This is a genomic window from Kitasatospora mediocidica KCTC 9733 (genome assembly GCF_000744225.1).
In the GTDB taxonomy this organism is placed as follows: domain Bacteria; phylum Actinomycetota; class Actinomycetes; order Streptomycetales; family Streptomycetaceae; genus Kitasatospora; species Kitasatospora mediocidica.
On sequence record NZ_JQLN01000004.1, the window covers coordinates 180,741 to 196,571 of the forward strand.

Here is a 15,831-nt window from a genome sequence, read left to right on the forward strand (position 1 = left end):
CGCCAACCGCCCACGCGGGGACATCAGTCCAGGTGTGCCGTGCGGTCAGGATCCGGTCAGCGCGCGTCGGCGGACGACGAGGAAGCCGACAACGGTCAACGAGAGTCCGACGAGGATGCCGCCGATCGTGATCTCGGTCGCACTCGGTCCCTGCGCGGCACCGCCGACACCGGTGCCCACGCCGCCGACCGGAGGACGACCACCGGAGCCTCCACCACCCGACGCGCCTCCGCCGGTCGTCCCCGCCGTCGTACCACTGGTGGCCCCTCCTGTCGTACCGGCCGTGGTCCCCGCAGTGGTGCCGGACGTCGTACCGGCCGTGGTCCCCGCAGTGGTGCCGGACGTCGTACCGCCGGTCGTCCCGCCCGTGGTCCCCGCGGTGCTGCCGCCCGTCGTACCGCCAGTGGTGCCACCCGACGTACCGGCCGTGGTCCCAGCGGTGGTGCCGGACGTGGTGCCGGAGGTCGTCCCGCCCGTCGAGCAGGTCTCCCGCGTGATGGTGTTGGTGTCCAGGGTGACCGACCCGTTCCGCGCGAGCGCGCGGCCGTCGATGGTCGCCCCGGTGGTGGCGGAGATCGACGTCAGCGCCAGGATGTTGCCCACGAAGGTGGAGTTGGTCCCGATCGTGGCGGAGCTGCCGATCTTCCAGAACACGTTGCACGGCGCGGCGCCGTTGACCAGGAGCACCCGGCTCGCGGAGGCCGTTGTCAGCGTCGACCCGACCTGGAAGATCCAGACCGCGTTGGGGTCCCCGTGGGCGTCGAGCGTGAGGCTGCCGGTGAGCCCGATGGACGAGGAGGCGGTGTAGACGCCCGGATTCAGCGTCCGGCCGCCGAGGTCGCCCGAGACGCTGGCGTCGGAGGCCTGGCCGGCAGCGTTGTTGTACGCGACGGTCAGATCGGTCTGCGCCTGCAGGGCAACGGCGTCAGCCGCGTGGATGACGCCGCTCACGGTGCCCGGAGGAAAGCCGGTCACCGAGGTCCCCGGACTCACCCCGACATCGCCGGTGATGGTGCTGGGCCCGGTATTCGTGACGGACTGGCCGGCCAGGACGGCGAAGCTGGCAGCGGTTCCGAGGGGTACGGCGACCCCGATCGCGTGGGCGGGAGTCGGCAGCACCGCCATCCCCGCAGCCGTGAGGGCCAGGGTTAAGGCCGTGGAAACCCGGGCGGCAAATCCGCGCAGGTGAGGCACAGCCAGGGTGTTCGAGTTCATTGAGGCGTCAAGCTCCTTCAAGAGGGTCCGACGGAAGGGAGTGCAATCGATCGAAGAGTTCGAGCTCTCATCCCCGGGGCTACTCAAGGAGATGGAGCAGCAGCATCTGTCCCAACCCAGCCCTCTTGAAGAGAGTTCGTATACAAATACGATAGGAGTGCCTCGGCCCTGCCTTCGCCGGGCCGCGCCACGCATCCGGGTGATTCACGCAGGACTGCCAGGCCTCGCCCCACACGATCATGACACCCGGTCAGATGATCCCGGCGACACCCGACACCGGAATTCGCACCCCGATACACACAATCACTCATTCAGTCCGGCGACGGCTGGCAGAGGGAGTGCCGGTCCGATGACACGATGGACGAATCTCGACAGCGACCCGCGCTGTCAGCCCGAGTCCGCCGCGGCCCCGACCCCGTACTGTCAGCGGCACTCTTCGGACCCCACGGCGAACTCGGCCAGAGTCCAGCAAAGGAGGCGGCAGTGCACGGGCTCAGAAGGCCTCGGCCAGCCGTCATCGTCGCCGTCCTGGTCCTGGTCATCGGCGTATGGCTCCTCCAGGACGGCCGCCGGACGGATCTCCCGCCCCAACCGACAGCCGCCCAGGCATCGGGCGGGAGCGGTGGCCACGGCGCTCCACCCGACACGAAGTCCGCGGCCCCCGGCATGAGCGCTTCACCACCGACCCGGATCCGCATCCGCGCCATCCGGGTCGAGGCACGGGTCATCCCCATCACACTGGACGCCGCCGGGCACCTCCAACCACCCCCGCCGGACGACAACAACGTCGTCGGCTGGTACCAGGGCGGCGTGACACCGGGTCAGAACGGCAACGCCGTGATGGCGGGCCACGTCGACAACAAGCACGGGCTCTCCGTCTTCTACAGCCTGGGCCGCCTGCACCCGGGCGCCGAGGTCGAGATCGATCGTAAGGACCGCACCAGCGCCGTCTTCACCATCGACGCCGTCGAGGTCTACCCCAAGGACCACTACCCGGACGACAAGGTCTACGGGGCGACCAGCCGATCGGAGCTTCGACTGATCACCTGCGGCGGCCGCTTCTCCAAGAAGACCGGCTACCTGGACAACGTGGTCGCGTACGCCCACCTGACGCGCACCAAGCAGGCATGAACAGCCGTATGCGCTGCACATGAGGCAATAGCGCCGCGCAGGTCCACCACCGCATCCGACACCCGGGGTGGAGCGACCACGCTCCCGTGACCGCGGCCTACGACCTCAGGGGCTGATCACGCGCGGAAAGCCGGGCTGCCACGGTCGATCGGCAGCCCGGCCGTGCAACGGGCGTCATGGGGGCGTCACGGGGTGAGGCTCGGACTCAGGACGGGTTCGGGACTGGCTCGATCGTGTTGGCGCGGGCCGTCGCCGCGTACCAGTGGGCACTGGCCTTGGGGATGCGACGCTGGGTCGGGTAGTCGACGTAAACGGCGCCGAAGCGCTTGGCGTAGCCGTAGGCCCACTCGAAGTTGTCGAGCAGGGACCAGAGGAAGTAGCCGCGCACGTCCGCGCCCGCGGCGATGGCTTGGTGGACGGCTGCCAGGTGGGTGTGCAGGTACGCGATCCGTTCGGGATCGTGGACTTCGCCGTCGGCGGTCAGGACGTCCTCGAAGGCGGCGCCGTTCTCGGTGATCAGCAGCCCCAGGCCGGGGTTGGCCCGGGCCACCCCGGTGACCAGGTCGAACAGCCCCGAGGAGTCGATCGACCAGCCCATGGCGGTGCGGTCGCCGGGCGGCTGGTGGAACAGGACGGACTCCGATCCCGGCCACGGCGAGTGCTCGCTGGCACCGTGCGCGTCGTGCTCGGCGGCCTTGGCGGGGGTCGGGGCTACGGCGTCGGCGGGGGGCGCCGAAACCAGGGTGGGCGTGTAGTAGTTGATGCCGAGCAGGTCGAGCGGCGCCCCGATGGCCTGCTCGTCGCCGGGGTGCACCAGGGCGTCCCAGTCCACCAGGTGTTCGGTGTCCGTGCGCAGGTCTGCGGGGTAGCCGCCCTGCAGGATCGGGCCGGTGAAGATCCGGTTGCCGACCGCGTCGATGCGTCGGGCGGCGTCCAGGTCGGCCGGAGCCTGGGTGAGGGCCCGCACCTGGTGCAGGTTGAGGCTGACCGCCACCTGGGAACCGGCGGGCAACGTGGACCGCAGGGCGGCCACCGCCCGTCCGTGGCCGAGGTTGAGGTGGTGCGCGGCGCGCAGCGCGGCGCGCGGGTCGGTGCGGCCGGGCGCGTGCACGCCGGAGCCGTAGCCGAGGAAGGCCGAGCACCAAGGCTCGTTCAACGTGGTCCAGACGGCCACCCGGTCGCGCAGTGCCTCGGCCGCCAGGGCCGCGTACTCGCCGAAGCGTTCGGCGGTGTCCCGCTCGGGCCAGCCTCCGCGGTCCTCCAACTCCTGTGGCAGGTCCCAGTGGTAGAGGGTGGCGACGGGCTGGATGCCGGCCTCGAGCAGCTGGTCGGTGAGCCGCCGGTAGAAGTCCAGGCCGCGTTCGACCGCCGGTCCTCGACCCGTGGGCTGCACCCGCGACCAGGAGATCGAGAACCGGTACGCCTGCAGGCCGAGGTCGCCCATCAGCGCGACGTCCTCGCGGTAGCGGTGGTAGTGATCGGTGGCCTGGTCACCGGTGTCCCCGGCGTGCACCCGGCCCGGGGTGTGGCTGAAGGTGTCCCAGATCGACGGCGTCCGGCCGTCCTCGCGCACCGCGCCCTCGATCTGGTAGGCGGCGGTGGCCGCCCCCCAGAGGAATCCGGTGGGAAAGGTCAGTCGCGCGCCGGCGGGACGGTCGGTGGTGCGGGGTGGCAGTGGCATGGATGGAGCGCTCCCAAGTAGATGACGATATGAGGGCTTGCAGAGGGGCAGTGGCGGGTCACCCCTTGATGGCGCCCTGGGTGATGCCGCCGACGATGTGCCGGCCGAAGAGGGCGAAGACCAGCAGCAGCGGCAGCGTGCCGATCAGGGCCCCGGCCATGATCACCGACCAGTCGGTGGACCAGCCGGTCCCCAGGCCCGCCAGCGCGACCTGCACGGTGGGATTGGTGGAGCCGTTCATCGCGATGATCGGCCAGAGGAAGTCGTTCCAGGACTGCACAAAGGTCAGCATGCCCAGAACGGCCATCGCCGGACGCGCGATCGGCACCACGACATGCCAGACCACCCGCAGCGAGTTGGCGCCGTCGGTCCGGGCCGCCTCGAGCAGTTCGGTGGGCAGCGCCTGAACCAGGTACTGGCGCATGAAGAACACACCGAAGGCGGTCACCAGGGTGGGCAGGATCAACGCCCCGAGGTGGTTGCCCAGCCCCAGATTCTTCATCAGGATGAACAGCGGTACCACGCTGAGCTGCGCGGGCACCGCGAGCGTGGCGACCACCAGGGCCATCAGCACGCCGCGCCCGGCGAACCGCAGCTTGGCGAAGGCGAATCCGGCCAGCACCGAGAGGGCGACCGTGCTGAGGGTGACCGAGCCCGCCACCAGGGTCGAGTTGAGCAGGGCCACCCCCATGCCCCGCCCGCCGGCGTTGTGCCAGACGTAGGCGAGGTTGTGGAACAGGTTGCCGCCCGGCAGCAGCGGCGGCGGGCTCGACACCACCCGGTGCGCATCGGTGGAGGCGGCCACCAGCGTCCAGTACAGCGGGAAGAGCGAGGCCAGGGCGACCATGATCAACACGAGGTACGTCAGCGGGCCCGCGTGGTGCTGGCGGCCGGCTCGGGACATGGTTCTCCTCTCCTTACTGCGCACGGCGCAGCCGACGGGCTATCAGAGCGTTGACCAGGCCGAGCAGCAGGAGCAGCGCGAACATGGTCCAGGCGATGGCGGACGCCCGGCCGAGCATGCTGTCGCGGAAGCCCTGGTCGTACATCAGCACGCCGAGCGTCTCGTACTGGTTGGCGGCACCGCCCTGGTGGCCGCTCTGACCGCCGAACAGGAAGGGTTCACCGAAGAGTTGGGTGGCACCGATGGTGGAGATCACCACGGTGAACAGGATCGTCGGGCGCAGCGCGGGGACCGTGACGTGCCAGAACTGGCGCCAGCGGTTGGCTCCGTCGATGGCGGCGGCCTCGTACAGGTCGCCCGGCACGGCCTGCATCGCGGCCAGGTAGATCAGCGCGTTGTAGCCGGTCCAGCGCCAGGTGACGATCAGCGCGATGGCGAACTGCGAGGTCCAGTGCCCGGCTTCCCAGTGCACCGGGCCGACACCGACCAGGCCGAGCAGCCAGTTGGCCATACCGCCCTCCGGGCTGAAGATCAGCGCGAAGACCAGCGTGGCCGCGGCCACCGAGGTCGCGTAAGGGGCGAGCAGGGCGATCCGCAGGAACGAGCGTCCGCGCAGGCGGTAGTTGAGCAGGTGGGCCAGACCGAGCGCGAGGAGCAGCTGCGGGACGGTGGACAGCGCGCCGAGGGTGACGGTGTTGCGCAGCGCGTTCCAGAAGAAGCGGCTGGGTGGCCCGGAGAGCAGGTCGGTGTAGTTCTGCAGTCCGACCCAGCGTGAGCGGCTGACGTTGTAGAGGCTCACCTGGTGCAGCGAGAGCCAGCCGGTGTAGAGCAGCGGGAAGAGTCCGAAGGCGGCGAAGACGACGAAGAACGGCGCTACGAAGGCATAGGGGGCGCCCTTGCTGTCCCAGCGGTACAGGCGGGTCCGCCAGGTCTGGCGACGCTGGGGGCCGGTGGAGACGGCCACGGTTGGTTTCCTTCCGTGGGTTCGGCGGGGGCCGGCGCGCAGTGCGCCGGCCCCGGCGGGCTACTGGATGCTGCTGTCGATCTGCTGGACGGTGGCGGCCCAGGCGTCGCTCGCGCTCTTGTGGTTCTGCTCGACCAGCAGGATGCCGTTGCTGAAGTCGTTCTGCAGATCACCGGCGTGCGGGCCGGTCTCGGCGGCCTTGATCGTGCCGGCGGCCGTGGAGAAGAGCTGGCCGGTGGCCGCGTTCGGTCCGATGTAGGGGTTCTTGAAGTCGACCAGTCCGGGCAGGCTGTACGCCTTCTGGTTGGACGGGATGTTGCCGACCGCCTGGAAGACCTTGGCCTGCTGCTCCGGTGCGGTCAGCCACGCGACCAGCGCCTCGGCCTCGGCCTTGTGCTTGCCGGTGCTGGGCACGGCCAGGAAGGAGCCGCCCCAGTTGCCGACGGCCGGCGCCTGGGCGATGTTCCACTTGCCGCTGTTGGCGGGACCCGAGTACTTCTGGATGTTGGCCTGCTGCCAGGACGGGCAGACGGTGGTGGCGAAGGTGGACTGTGAGAACGCGGTCTGCCAGGGCGTGTCGAACTCCTTCAGGCCCTGCGAGGTGCCGGCCGCGTCGGCCTGCATCGCCAGGTCCCAGGCGGACTTCACGCTGGGCGAGTTCTTGTAGTCCAGCGTGCCGCCCTTGTAGTACTGCTGGGCGCTACTGGAGACCACCGCGTTGAACAGGCCGGTGGCGGAGTCCATGAAGTAGGTGCCCTTGGGCGCCTTGGCCTGGAACTCCTGGCCGACCTGGACGTACTTGGACCAGTCCCCGGCCCACAGTGCGGCGACCTGCGCGGGGTCGGAGGGCAGGCCGGCGGCCTGGAAGAGGTCCTGGCGGTAGCAGATCGCCATCGGGCCCACGTCGGTGCCCAGACCGATGGTCCGGCCGTCCGCGGTGGTGGCCTGCTGCCACTTCCACGCCAGGTAGTCGTCCTTGTTGACGCCGGGTGCCTTGGCGAGGTCCTCGAACGAGCCGTTGAGCGCGTCGGAGGTGGCCAGGGCGATCCGGCCGACCTCCAGGGCCTGGACGTCGTCGAGGCCGCCGCCGGCCGCGAGGTGGGTCTGCAGTGCGGTCCAGTAGTCGGCCTCGGCGGTGGTGGTGTCCTCCTTGATGGTGATGTTCGGGTGCAAGGCCGAGTAGGCGGCGAACAGTCCGGCCTCCTTGTAGCCGAAGGTGCCGAAGTCGCCGACGGTCAGGGTGATCCGGGACCCGCCGGTGGAGCCGGCTCCGGCGCTGCCCCCGCTGCTGCTGGAGCAGCCCGTGAGCACCAGGGCGGTGACGAGGAGTCCGGTGGTGGCGAGGGCTGCGGTTCTGCGGGAGTGGGAAGTGGCGGACAGGTGCAAGGCGAGCTCCTTGACGGGTGGCTGTTCCGGAGGCTTCGAACATCGCGGGGTGCTCGCGCCGGGGCGCGGTGTACGGTGTGGGCAATGGGAGCGCTCCCACCGACCTGCCGGAAGGTTCCTGCCTTCCGGGGTCGCGTGTCAAGAGGAAGTCCGAGACGTAACCGCAGCGAGTCCTGAGCCCGCCCGCACCTGTCAGAATGGCCACCGCCCGGCCCCCGACCTTTGCGACTCCGTACGAGGTGAGTGAATGACCCCCACCGCACCGCGCCCCCTCGGGCCGCCCACCGGCCGCGAAGAGCGGCGCGGGGCCGGCCGTCCGACGCTGGAGGAGGTGGCCGCGCTCGCGGGCGTCGGCCGGGGCACGGTCTCGCGGGTGATCAACGGCTCGCCCCGGGTCAGCGAGCGGGCCAGGGCCGCCGTCGAGCGGGCGGTCGCCGAGCTCGGCTACGTGCCCAACCGGGCCGCCCGCACCCTCGTCACCTCGCGCACCGACGCCATCGCCCTGGTGGTCCCGGAGGCCGAGGCCAGGCTCTTCTCGGAACCGTACTTCTCCGACATCATCAGCGGCGTCTCCGCCGAACTGGCTGACTCCGACCTGCAGTTGCTGCTCGTCCTGGTCCGCAACCAGCGCGACCGCGAGCGCCTGTCGGCCTACCTGAAGGCGCAGCGCGTGGACGGGGTGCTGCTGGTCGCCGTGCACCGCGACGACCCGCTGCCCACCGTGCTGGAGGACCTGCGGATCCCCTCGGTGCTGGCCGGCCGGCGCGGCGACCAGGAACCGCTCAGCTACGTCGCCGCCGACAACGCGGGCGGCGCCAGGATGGCCGTGCGCCACCTGCTGCGGCGTGGCTGCGAGCGGATCGCCACCGTCACCGGGCCGCTGGACATGGAGGTCGCCCAGGCCCGGCTCGGTGGCTACCGGGCCGCCCTGGAGGAGGCCGGCCGGGAGTACCGCGACGAACTCGTGGAACAGGCCGACTTCACCGAGCAGGGCGGGCGGGCGGCGATGCGCGCGCTGCTCGAACGGGTCCCCGAGGTGGACGCGGTCTTCTGCGCCTCCGACGTGATGGCCGCCGGCGCCCTGCAGAGCCTGCGCGCGGCCGGGCGCAGGGTGCCGCAGGACGTCGCCCTCATCGGCTTCGACGACTCGATCGTGGCCCGGCACACCGACCCCGCGATGACCAGCGTGCGCCAGCCGATCCAGGAGATGGGGCGGACCATGGTCCGGCTGCTGTTGGAGGAGATCGCCGAGCCCGGACGTGCCCGCCGGCAAGTCGTGCTGGCCACCGAGCTGGTGGTGCGCGAGTCGGCCTGAGGCAGACCCCCGTAGCCCCCACCACGAGTGGTGGGGGCTACGCCTGACGGACCGTCACATCGCTCAGGGGAAGGAGACCACGTTGCTGGGGACGGTGCTGCCGGTGGGCGTGATCGCTCCCGTGTCGTTGATGACACGGGAGATCGTGCCCTTGCCCCCCAGGGAGACGGTGAGCGTGTCGTGGAACTTCACGCCCGGGGTGGCCGGGACCTCGAAGGCGTGGTAACTGCTCACCGACGGATCGACGTTGAAGTAGCAGTAGCTGCCCAGACCCCACGCCTCGTGCGAGGTGACGTTGGCGCCCACCTTGTAGGCGGCGTAGCCGTTGACCCCGGTCGGGCTCATCCAGGCGGCCTGGTTCGGCACGTCGTACGGCATCTCGTTCTGGAAGAAGATCGTCTTGCCGTTCTGGCCGTTCCAGGTGACCTGGTACTTCTGGTAGTGCTCGACGAACAGGCCCGTTGCCTTGACGTTGTCGCCGTTGACGATCAGGCCGTTGTCAGCCGTGTTGACACCCCAGCCGACCGTGCCCGCGTTGCCGTGGTCGGCGCGCCAGGCCCAGATGTCGTCGATGATCGCGTCGTTGCTGTTGACGACCAGGCTCGCGGTCGCCCTGCCCGCGATCTCGCCACCGATCCGGAAGAACACGTCCTGGATCGTCGTCGGGTCGGCCGCGTGGCTCGCGCCCGATCCGGCGGACCCGACGGTCAGCAGCGCGGACGAGTTGGTGGTGCCGGCGTCGAACAGCAGGCCCTTCAGCCGAACGCCGTTGACGTCGGCCACGTGCATCGCGTCGACTCCGTTGTCCGGCACGAACGTCGGGTAGCCGATGCCCAGGACGACCGTGTCGGCCCTGGTGACGTTGAGCGTCTGGTTGAGGTGGTAGACGCCCGGGGTGACGAACAGGTTGCAGCCCTGCGCGAGCGCCGCGTTGATGGTCGAGGCGGTGTCGCCGGCCTTGACGACGTAGAACTGGTTCATCGCCAGCGAACTGCCCGGGGTGCTGCCGCCCGCCCAGCTGGGGCCCGAGGCGTTGGTGCGCAGCGAGGGCAGGAACACCCGGTACGCGCCGGTGGCGTCGACGTAGAGGTAGGGCACGTCGCGCGAGACGGGGGTGGTGGCCAGCGTGGTCTCCGGGGGGTTCGGGAAGCTGTTCGCCGGTGCGCCGGTGGTGCCGGAGAACACCATGTTCCAGACGCCGCCGTTCCAGCTACCCAGGCTGCTGTCCCGCGTGTACCACTGCTGCTGCGAGGAGGAGGACGCCTGGCCCGTCACCTGGGTGTCGGCGACATAGCCGCCGCTCGCCCAGCCGTAGCTGGCCGGGTAGAGCTGGAGGTCACCGTGGACGTCGATGCGACGGAACGGCGCCGCCTGCGCCACCGCCCAGCGGTTGCCACCGGCCGGGTTGATGGCCAGGTTCTCCGCCGAACGCCAGAAGTTCTGCGTCGCGTTGCCCGCGTCCGACGCGTTGAACGCATCGACCGTGACGTGGCCGTTGATGGTCACGTCGTCCGGGTTCTGCCCCAGGCCCGCGACCGAGGTGTAGAAGCCGACGTTGTCCTCCACGCTGTACACGCCGGGCTTGAACAGGTCGGCCACGCGGTTCTCGGAGAACTGCGCGGTGGTGGTGTCCTTCATCTGGGCGAACTGGGCGTCGAGCTGGGACTGGATGCCGGCGCTGGACATGCTGGGGTCGAAGATGTGCACATTCGGCCCGAAGTTCGGGGTGTCGGACTGGGTCGGGCATCCGGTCTGCGAGCCGCCGATGGTGAAGGTGGCAGCCGCCGTCGCCGAGTTCGTCAGGCCGGAGGCGAATCCGACGGCCTGGACGGTCGTCGTGGCGGCGACCGTGATCGGCCCGGTGTAGAGGGCCGACGAAGCGGTGGGAGCGGATCCGTCGACGGTGTAGCGGATGGTCGAACCCGGCGTCGCATCGGTGATGGTGACCGACTGCGCGCTCGTGAAGGAACCGCCGGCTGGGCTGAACGTCGGCGTGGCGACCGGGTTCGAGCCGCCTCCCCCACCCTGCGTGTAGGTGAAGTGCGGGGTGTCGTACTGCGGGCCGTTCTTCTCGTAGGTGAACCAGTACTCGAGAAGGGTGCCGGTGGTGAGCGAGCTGACGGTCTGGGTCCAGCTACCGGCGTTGTTCGTCATCCGGAAGTTCTGCTGGCCCGTGCCGTTGATCAGGTAGTGGACGTCGACGTAGAGGGCCGGCGTCGTCGGCGTGAACGTGATCTGCGCCTGCGAGGCGCTGACCGGGGTGACGCTCTGGGTGTAGTCGCTGGACGCCGCAGCGGCGGTCCCGGACGTGGACGTGAGGCCGAACAGCCCGGCGAGTACCAGGGCGAGAACAGCGAGCAGGGCTACGGTGCCTTGACCCCGCCCCGGATTCGACGGCCGGCGGCTCGGAAGGACAGCGTGATGCATGTGGTGGGGGTCCTCTCGTCTGTGTTCGTGAAGTGAACGCCAGATCGGCACCGTGGAAGTGCTGACGTCACTTCAGAACGGGACTCCCGGCCGCCGTGGGGAGGGCCTTCGAGTCAGGTCACAAGGGACGTCCTGCACGGGCCGATCAGGGTGAGCGCGTTCGAGGGGGAGTCTGTTAGTGGTCTGAACCACCGTCAAGAGGTAGCGCAGAGTTCACCCTTTGAACGTAGCCACTGGGCCACCGCCGGATGCCACTTCAGGGCCTGACGATGAGTTACCGCACAGCACCGCGACCTCCCCGCCGAAGCCCACCAGCAGCCGACCACCCGGCGCCACGCCAACCGCCCCTACCGGCAACGGGAAGACCAACGGTGGCCCGATCTGCTGACTGGTGATCAGGTCCCATACCCGCACCGTCTGATCCTCGCTGCCACTGACGATCACGGTGTGGCCGCCCACCACCACCGGCGCCACCGCCGCTACCCCTTCGGCGTGGCCGGCGAGAGGCTCACCGACAGGCTCGCCGGTGTCGAGGTCCCACACCCGTACCGCCCCGTCGTCGCCACCGGTGACAGCGAGTGGACGGCCGTCGACCAGCGCCGTCGCCACCGCACACACCTCGCCGTCGTGGCCGCTCAGCGGCTCACCCACCTGCTGCCCGGCGCTGAGGTCCCACACCCGTAGCATCCCGTCCTGGCTGGCGGCGATCACGTGGGGGCGGCCGTCGAGCACCGCCGTCGCCACCGCCCGCACCTTGTCGCTGTGGCCGGTCACCGGCTCGCCGACCTGCTCGCCGGTGGCCGGATCCCACACCCGCAGCTCCCAGTCCTCGCCTCCGCTCACGATGCGGGGGCGGCCGTCGATCATCGTCGTGACCACCGCCAGCACCCAGCCGTAGTGGCCGGTGAGCGGCTCCCCGATCTGCCGGCGCGTGGTCAGGTCCCACACCCGTACGGTCCCGTCGTGGCTGCCGGTGACCGCGACGGGACGACCGTCGAGCACCGCCGTCGCCACCGCCCGTACCCCGCCCTCGTGGCCGGTGAGCGGCTCGCCGATCTGCCGGCGCGTGGTCAGGTCCCACACCCGTACGGTCTCGTCGTGGCTGCCGGTGACCGCGACGGGGCGGCCGTCGAGCACCGCCGTCGCCACCGTGTACACCGCGCTGGTGTGGCCGGTGAGGCGCTCACCGATCTGCTGACCAGTGGTCAGGTCCCAGAGTCGGGCCGTGTCGTCGCCGCTGCCGGTGACCACGACGGGACGACCGTCGAGCACCGTCGTCGCCACCGCACACACCGCGCCGGTGTGGCCGGTGAGCGGCTCGCCGACCTGCTCGTACGTGGTCAGGTCCCAGACCCGTGCGGTGTGGTCGCTGCTGCCGGTGACCACGACGGGACGGCCCCCGACCACCGCCGTCGCCAGCGCACACACCTCGCCGGTGTGGCCGGTGAGGGGCCGGCCGATCCGTTGTCCGGTGGTCAGGTCCCACAGGCCCGCCGTCCGGTCAGTACTGCCGGTGACCCCCACCGGGCGGCCGTCGACCACCACCGTCGCCACCGCAAGCAACGGTTCCGTGTGGCCGGTCGCGATACGACGCCGGGACCGGTCGAGCCGAGAGCCGGTGGCCCACTCGACACCCCACCGTGCGGCGGGTTCGTCCTCCACCGGCACTGCGGTGATCCGCGCCGACAGCTCTCGGTCCCCGAAACGCGCCGCGTCCAGCGCCAGCACCTGCCGCCGCACCCCGGCCTCGGCGTTCCGGTGCAGCTGCGCCGAAGCCCGGTACACCGCCGCCAGCAACCGCGCCGCCGGCCCCGACGCCCCGTCCAGCAGTGCTTCCACCCGCCCCGGATCCCCGTGCACCAGGAACCCCGGATCCGTCAACCAGCCATCCGCCTCAGCCGAATCCACACCAGCACCACCGTCACGCAGATCATCAGACATGATCCGACCGTATCCAGCTGCGCCAACCACCCGAGCACACCGACACCGAGCCACGGTTACGGCAGGGCGCTGAGGCCTCGCCCTGCCTGCCATCCCTGCCGAAGGACGGAGCCGGCGTACACCCCGAGGACTACGGGCGCCCCCGGGACCGACCTTGGGCAGAGGCCCCATGACATGCCCCGGTCTCCGGCCCGCAGCCCGTTCATCGGCGATGATCGATGACGGGACAGTCCGGTCGAGCGGGCCCGGGCGGAGTCGGTACGGCGTGACACTCCTGGCGGTAGCTCACCCCACGTATAGTGCAGGCGTCTTGGGGCAATGATCACCACGTAGCCGAGGAGGCCGTTGCATGGAGCCCGTCACACTGATCACCGGTGGATCGACCGGAATCGGTGCCGCCACCGCCCGCACCCTCCTTGAGCAGGGCCACCGTGTGGCGGTCACCGGACGTGACGCGGGCAAGCTGGCCGCCTTCGCCGCTTCGGCCGGAGCGGGTGAGCGGCTGCTGACGATCGCTGGCGACGCCGCCGAGGCGCAGGACGTCGCCGACGCCGTGAGCCGCGTGGTTCAGGCGTGGGGCCGACTGGACAACGTCATTGCCAACGCCGGTTTCTCGCTGCCCGGCAACCTGGAGAGCCACGCCCCCGAGGACATGCGCGCCATGGTCCTCACCAACGTTCTGGGCCCGGCCCTGCTGGTGCGCGAGACCCTGCCGCAGTTGCGGGCGTCCAAGGGCCGGATCGTGTTCATCGGGTCCGTCGCCGGGGTGCGCAACACGCCCGGCAACCTGTACTCGGTCACCAAGTGGGCTGCGCACGCGCTGGCCGAGAACACCCGGATGCTGGTCGGCAAGGACGGCGTCGGCGTGACCGTCGTCGCCCCCGGAGTGGTGGACACCGCGTTCTGGGCCGAGCGCGGCGGCACCCCTGCGGACGCGATGACGCCCGAGCAGATCGCCGCCGCGATCGCCTTCGCGCTCAACCAGCCTGCGGGCGTGGACATCAACCAGATCACCATGCGACCGACGGGGCAGCTCGGCTGACGCGGGTACGGCGATCGGAGCGGAGCCGGACGGTCGTCGTTCGTGCCCATCGGACCCGTAGAACGCGGGCGGGTCAGCGGACCGTCAGCGCCGGGTCAGCACGGTGGGCCATAGTCGGTGGCACAGGGACGGACGAACCGCGGCGAACGCGGCGGGTCGGTCCCGAGGAGAGGTGCCCGGAGCGGTTGATCGGGGGCCGGGGCTGCCGCCCCGGTCGGGTGCAAGCCCACGCAGGTTCGAATCCTGCCTTCTCCGCCAGCGATGATGGCCAGCGATGGTCGGCGATCGGCAGCGATCAGGTGGTGCTCCGCGGTGATCGGCGGGGTTCGGGGGCGCCTCGGGGCCTGGCATGATCGATGCATGGTCGAACGAGTCATCGCAGCCTGTGACGGAGCTGCCAAGGGAAATCCGGGCCCGGCGGCCTGGGCCTACGTGATCGCGGACGGTGACGGGACGCCGCAGCGCTGGCGGGCCGGGGCGCTCGGGCACAACACGAACAACGTCGGCGAGCTGACGGCACTGGAGCAGCTGCTCACCGCGACGGACCCGGGCGCGGCGCTGGAGGTGCGGCTCGACAGCACCTACACCCGCGACGCGGTGACGAAGTGGCTGGCGGCCTGGAAGCGCAATGGCTGGAAGACCGCCGCCGGCAAGCCGGTGGCGAACCGCGAGCTGATCCAGCGCATCGACGCACTGTTGGAGGGCCGGGACGTCACCTTCGTGTACGTCGCCGCCCACCAGGTGAACGGCGACCCGCTGAACGCGATCGCCGACAAGGCCGCCAGTGACGCCGCCCGGACCCAGCAGGACGCCGGCGGCACCGCGGCCGACCTTCCGGTGCCGGACCCGGCCCCGGCCACCGCCGCGCGCAGTCGCCGCCCGGCCGGCTCGTCGTCCGCCTCATCCGCCTCGACCGGTACGACCGGCACGTCGGCGCGGAAGAGCTCCGCAGGCGGCTCGCGGACCCTGGCCGCCCGGTTCCCCGGCACCTGCCCCTGCTCGCGCCCGTACGCCAAGGGCGACCAGATCACCAAGGTCGGCAGCAGCTGGGGACACCCCCAGTGCGCGGCTTCCCAGGCCTGATCATCCGGCGCCCGCACCCTCGTCGGTGCGGGCGCCCTGGCGTCGTCCACGGGACATCCGGGCAGAGGCATGCCTATTCATATAGTTGACATCGACTAGTTCACGCTGGATAGTCGATCCTGACTACGAGAGAGCGAGGCACGTCGTGGCTAAGCGACGCGCGGTGGCGAACCTGTTGGCCCTGACCGTCATGGCGGAGCTGGTGGCGGAACCGATGCATCCCTACGAGATGGGCCGCCGGCTCAAGGAACACGGCAAGGACCGGACCGTCAAGTACACGCGCAGTTCGCTCTACATGGTGGTGGAGCAGCTGCGGAAGGCCGGGTTCGTCGTCGAACAGGAGACCGTGCGCGACACCCAGCGGCCCGAGCGCACGGTGTACGCGCTCACCGCCGAGGGGCGGCGCGAGCTCGACGACTGGATGCGCGAGCTGGTCGCCGAACCGCAGCCGGAGCACCCGAAGTTCGGGGTGGCGCTGTCGCTGCTGGCCGTCCTGACGCCGGCCGACGCGGTGGAACTGCTGAACCGGCGGCTGACGGCGCTGGGCGAACTGGCGACGGACGCCGGGGAGCAACTGCGGCTCGGCGCCGAACAGAACGTGCCGTGGATCTTCCTGATCGAGGAGGAGTACCGGCTCGGCGTCCTCCAGGCCGAGCAACGCTTCGTCACCACGCTCATCGAGTCGCTCGACCGGCCGGACTACCTCCGGCTGTGGCAGGAGTTCTTCGCTGGTCCGAATTGA

Annotated in this window: 12 protein-coding genes and 1 tRNA gene; 6 read left to right on the forward strand and 7 right to left on the reverse strand. The window is 70.4% G+C overall.

Annotated features, from left to right (window positions below; all coding sequences use genetic code 11):
* Positions 1–45 precede the first annotated feature (45 nt).
* Positions 46–1,125 (reverse strand): ice-binding family protein, encoded by a 1,080-nt coding sequence (locus BS80_RS08710; RefSeq protein WP_232246415.1) that lies wholly within the window; start codon positions 1,123–1,125, stop codon positions 46–48.
* 756 nt (positions 1,126–1,881) lie between these two features.
* Here BS80_RS08710 and BS80_RS42565 point away from each other — a divergent pair.
* A complete protein-coding gene (locus BS80_RS42565) occupies positions 1,882–2,346 on the forward strand; it encodes a class F sortase (RefSeq protein WP_232246416.1) in 465 nt (154 codons plus the stop codon).
* A gap of 205 nt (positions 2,347–2,551) precedes the next feature.
* On the opposite strand, the gene BS80_RS08720 is transcribed toward BS80_RS42565, so the two are convergent.
* Genes BS80_RS08720 through BS80_RS08735 form a run of 4 tightly spaced genes read right to left on the reverse strand, consistent with a single transcriptional unit; the run spans position 2,552 to position 7,281 of the window.
* Complete coding sequence (locus tag BS80_RS08720) at positions 2,552–4,027, reverse strand: glycoside hydrolase family 1 protein (protein WP_035795187.1); 1,476 nt, start codon at positions 4,025–4,027, stop codon at positions 2,552–2,554.
* Positions 4,028–4,085: 58 nt separating this feature from the next.
* Positions 4,086–4,931: a carbohydrate ABC transporter permease gene (locus BS80_RS08725; protein ID WP_035795190.1), complete on the reverse strand. Its 846-nt coding sequence runs from the start codon at positions 4,929–4,931 to the stop codon at positions 4,086–4,088.
* 13 nt (positions 4,932–4,944) lie between these two features.
* On the reverse strand, positions 4,945–5,895 hold the full coding sequence (locus BS80_RS08730) for a carbohydrate ABC transporter permease (RefSeq protein WP_035795193.1): 951 nt from the start codon (positions 5,893–5,895) through the stop codon (positions 4,945–4,947).
* A gap of 60 nt (positions 5,896–5,955) precedes the next feature.
* A complete protein-coding gene (locus tag BS80_RS08735) occupies positions 5,956–7,281 on the reverse strand; it encodes an ABC transporter substrate-binding protein (RefSeq protein WP_035795196.1) in 1,326 nt (441 codons plus the stop codon).
* Positions 7,282–7,528: 247 nt separating this feature from the next.
* Between BS80_RS08735 and BS80_RS08740 the strand changes: the two genes are divergently transcribed.
* Positions 7,529–8,596, forward strand: a complete 1,068-nt coding sequence (locus tag BS80_RS08740; protein WP_035795199.1) for a LacI family DNA-binding transcriptional regulator — start codon at positions 7,529–7,531, stop codon at positions 8,594–8,596.
* Positions 8,597–8,659: 63 nt separating this feature from the next.
* On the opposite strand, the gene BS80_RS08745 is transcribed toward BS80_RS08740, so the two are convergent.
* Both BS80_RS08745 and BS80_RS08750 read right to left on the reverse strand, forming a co-directional pair.
* Complete coding sequence (locus BS80_RS08745) at positions 8,660–11,023, reverse strand: chitobiase/beta-hexosaminidase C-terminal domain-containing protein (protein WP_035795202.1); 2,364 nt, start codon at positions 11,021–11,023, stop codon at positions 8,660–8,662.
* A gap of 213 nt (positions 11,024–11,236) precedes the next feature.
* Positions 11,237–12,964: a WD40 repeat domain-containing protein gene (locus BS80_RS08750; RefSeq protein WP_157536080.1), complete on the reverse strand. Its 1,728-nt coding sequence runs from the start codon at positions 12,962–12,964 to the stop codon at positions 11,237–11,239.
* A gap of 349 nt (positions 12,965–13,313) precedes the next feature.
* Here BS80_RS08750 and BS80_RS08755 point away from each other — a divergent pair, with 349 nt between their 5' ends.
* From BS80_RS08755 to BS80_RS08770, 4 genes are all read left to right on the forward strand, one after another.
* Positions 13,314–14,006 (forward strand): SDR family oxidoreductase, encoded by a 693-nt coding sequence (locus BS80_RS08755; protein WP_035795206.1) that lies wholly within the window; start codon positions 13,314–13,316, stop codon positions 14,004–14,006.
* 166 nt (positions 14,007–14,172) lie between these two features.
* A tRNA-Gly gene (locus BS80_RS08760) sits at positions 14,173–14,264 on the forward strand.
* Between the two features lie 102 nt (positions 14,265–14,366).
* Entirely contained in the window at positions 14,367–15,089 is a 723-nt protein-coding gene (locus tag BS80_RS08765; RefSeq protein ID WP_035795209.1) for a ribonuclease H family protein, read from the forward strand.
* Positions 15,090–15,234: 145 nt separating this feature from the next.
* Positions 15,235–15,831, forward strand: coding sequence for a PadR family transcriptional regulator (locus tag BS80_RS08770; protein ID WP_035795212.1), 597 nt, complete (start codon positions 15,235–15,237; stop codon positions 15,829–15,831).

Excerpts from the sequence above, each read along its gene's own strand:
- BS80_RS08710 (WP_232246415.1), bottom strand. The coding sequence starts at position 1,125 with ATGGCGGTGCTGCCGACTCCCGCCCACGCGATCGGGGTCGCCGTACCC.
- BS80_RS42565 (WP_232246416.1), top strand. The coding sequence starts at position 1,882 with ATGAGCGCTTCACCACCGACCCGGATCCGCATCCGCGCCATCCGGGTC.
- BS80_RS08720 (WP_035795187.1), bottom strand. The coding sequence starts at position 4,027 with ATGCCACTGCCACCCCGCACCACCGACCGTCCCGCCGGCGCGCGACTG.
- BS80_RS08725 (WP_035795190.1), bottom strand. The coding sequence starts at position 4,931 with ATGTCCCGAGCCGGCCGCCAGCACCACGCGGGCCCGCTGACGTACCTC.
- BS80_RS08740 (WP_035795199.1), top strand. The coding sequence starts at position 7,529 with ATGACCCCCACCGCACCGCGCCCCCTCGGGCCGCCCACCGGCCGCGAA.
- BS80_RS08745 (WP_035795202.1), bottom strand. The coding sequence starts at position 11,023 with ATGCATCACGCTGTCCTTCCGAGCCGCCGGCCGTCGAATCCGGGGCGG.
- BS80_RS08750 (WP_157536080.1), bottom strand. The coding sequence starts at position 12,964 with ATGTCTGATGATCTGCGTGACGGTGGTGCTGGTGTGGATTCGGCTGAG.
- BS80_RS08755 (WP_035795206.1), top strand. The coding sequence starts at position 13,314 with ATGGAGCCCGTCACACTGATCACCGGTGGATCGACCGGAATCGGTGCC.
- BS80_RS08765 (WP_035795209.1), top strand. The coding sequence starts at position 14,367 with ATGGTCGAACGAGTCATCGCAGCCTGTGACGGAGCTGCCAAGGGAAAT.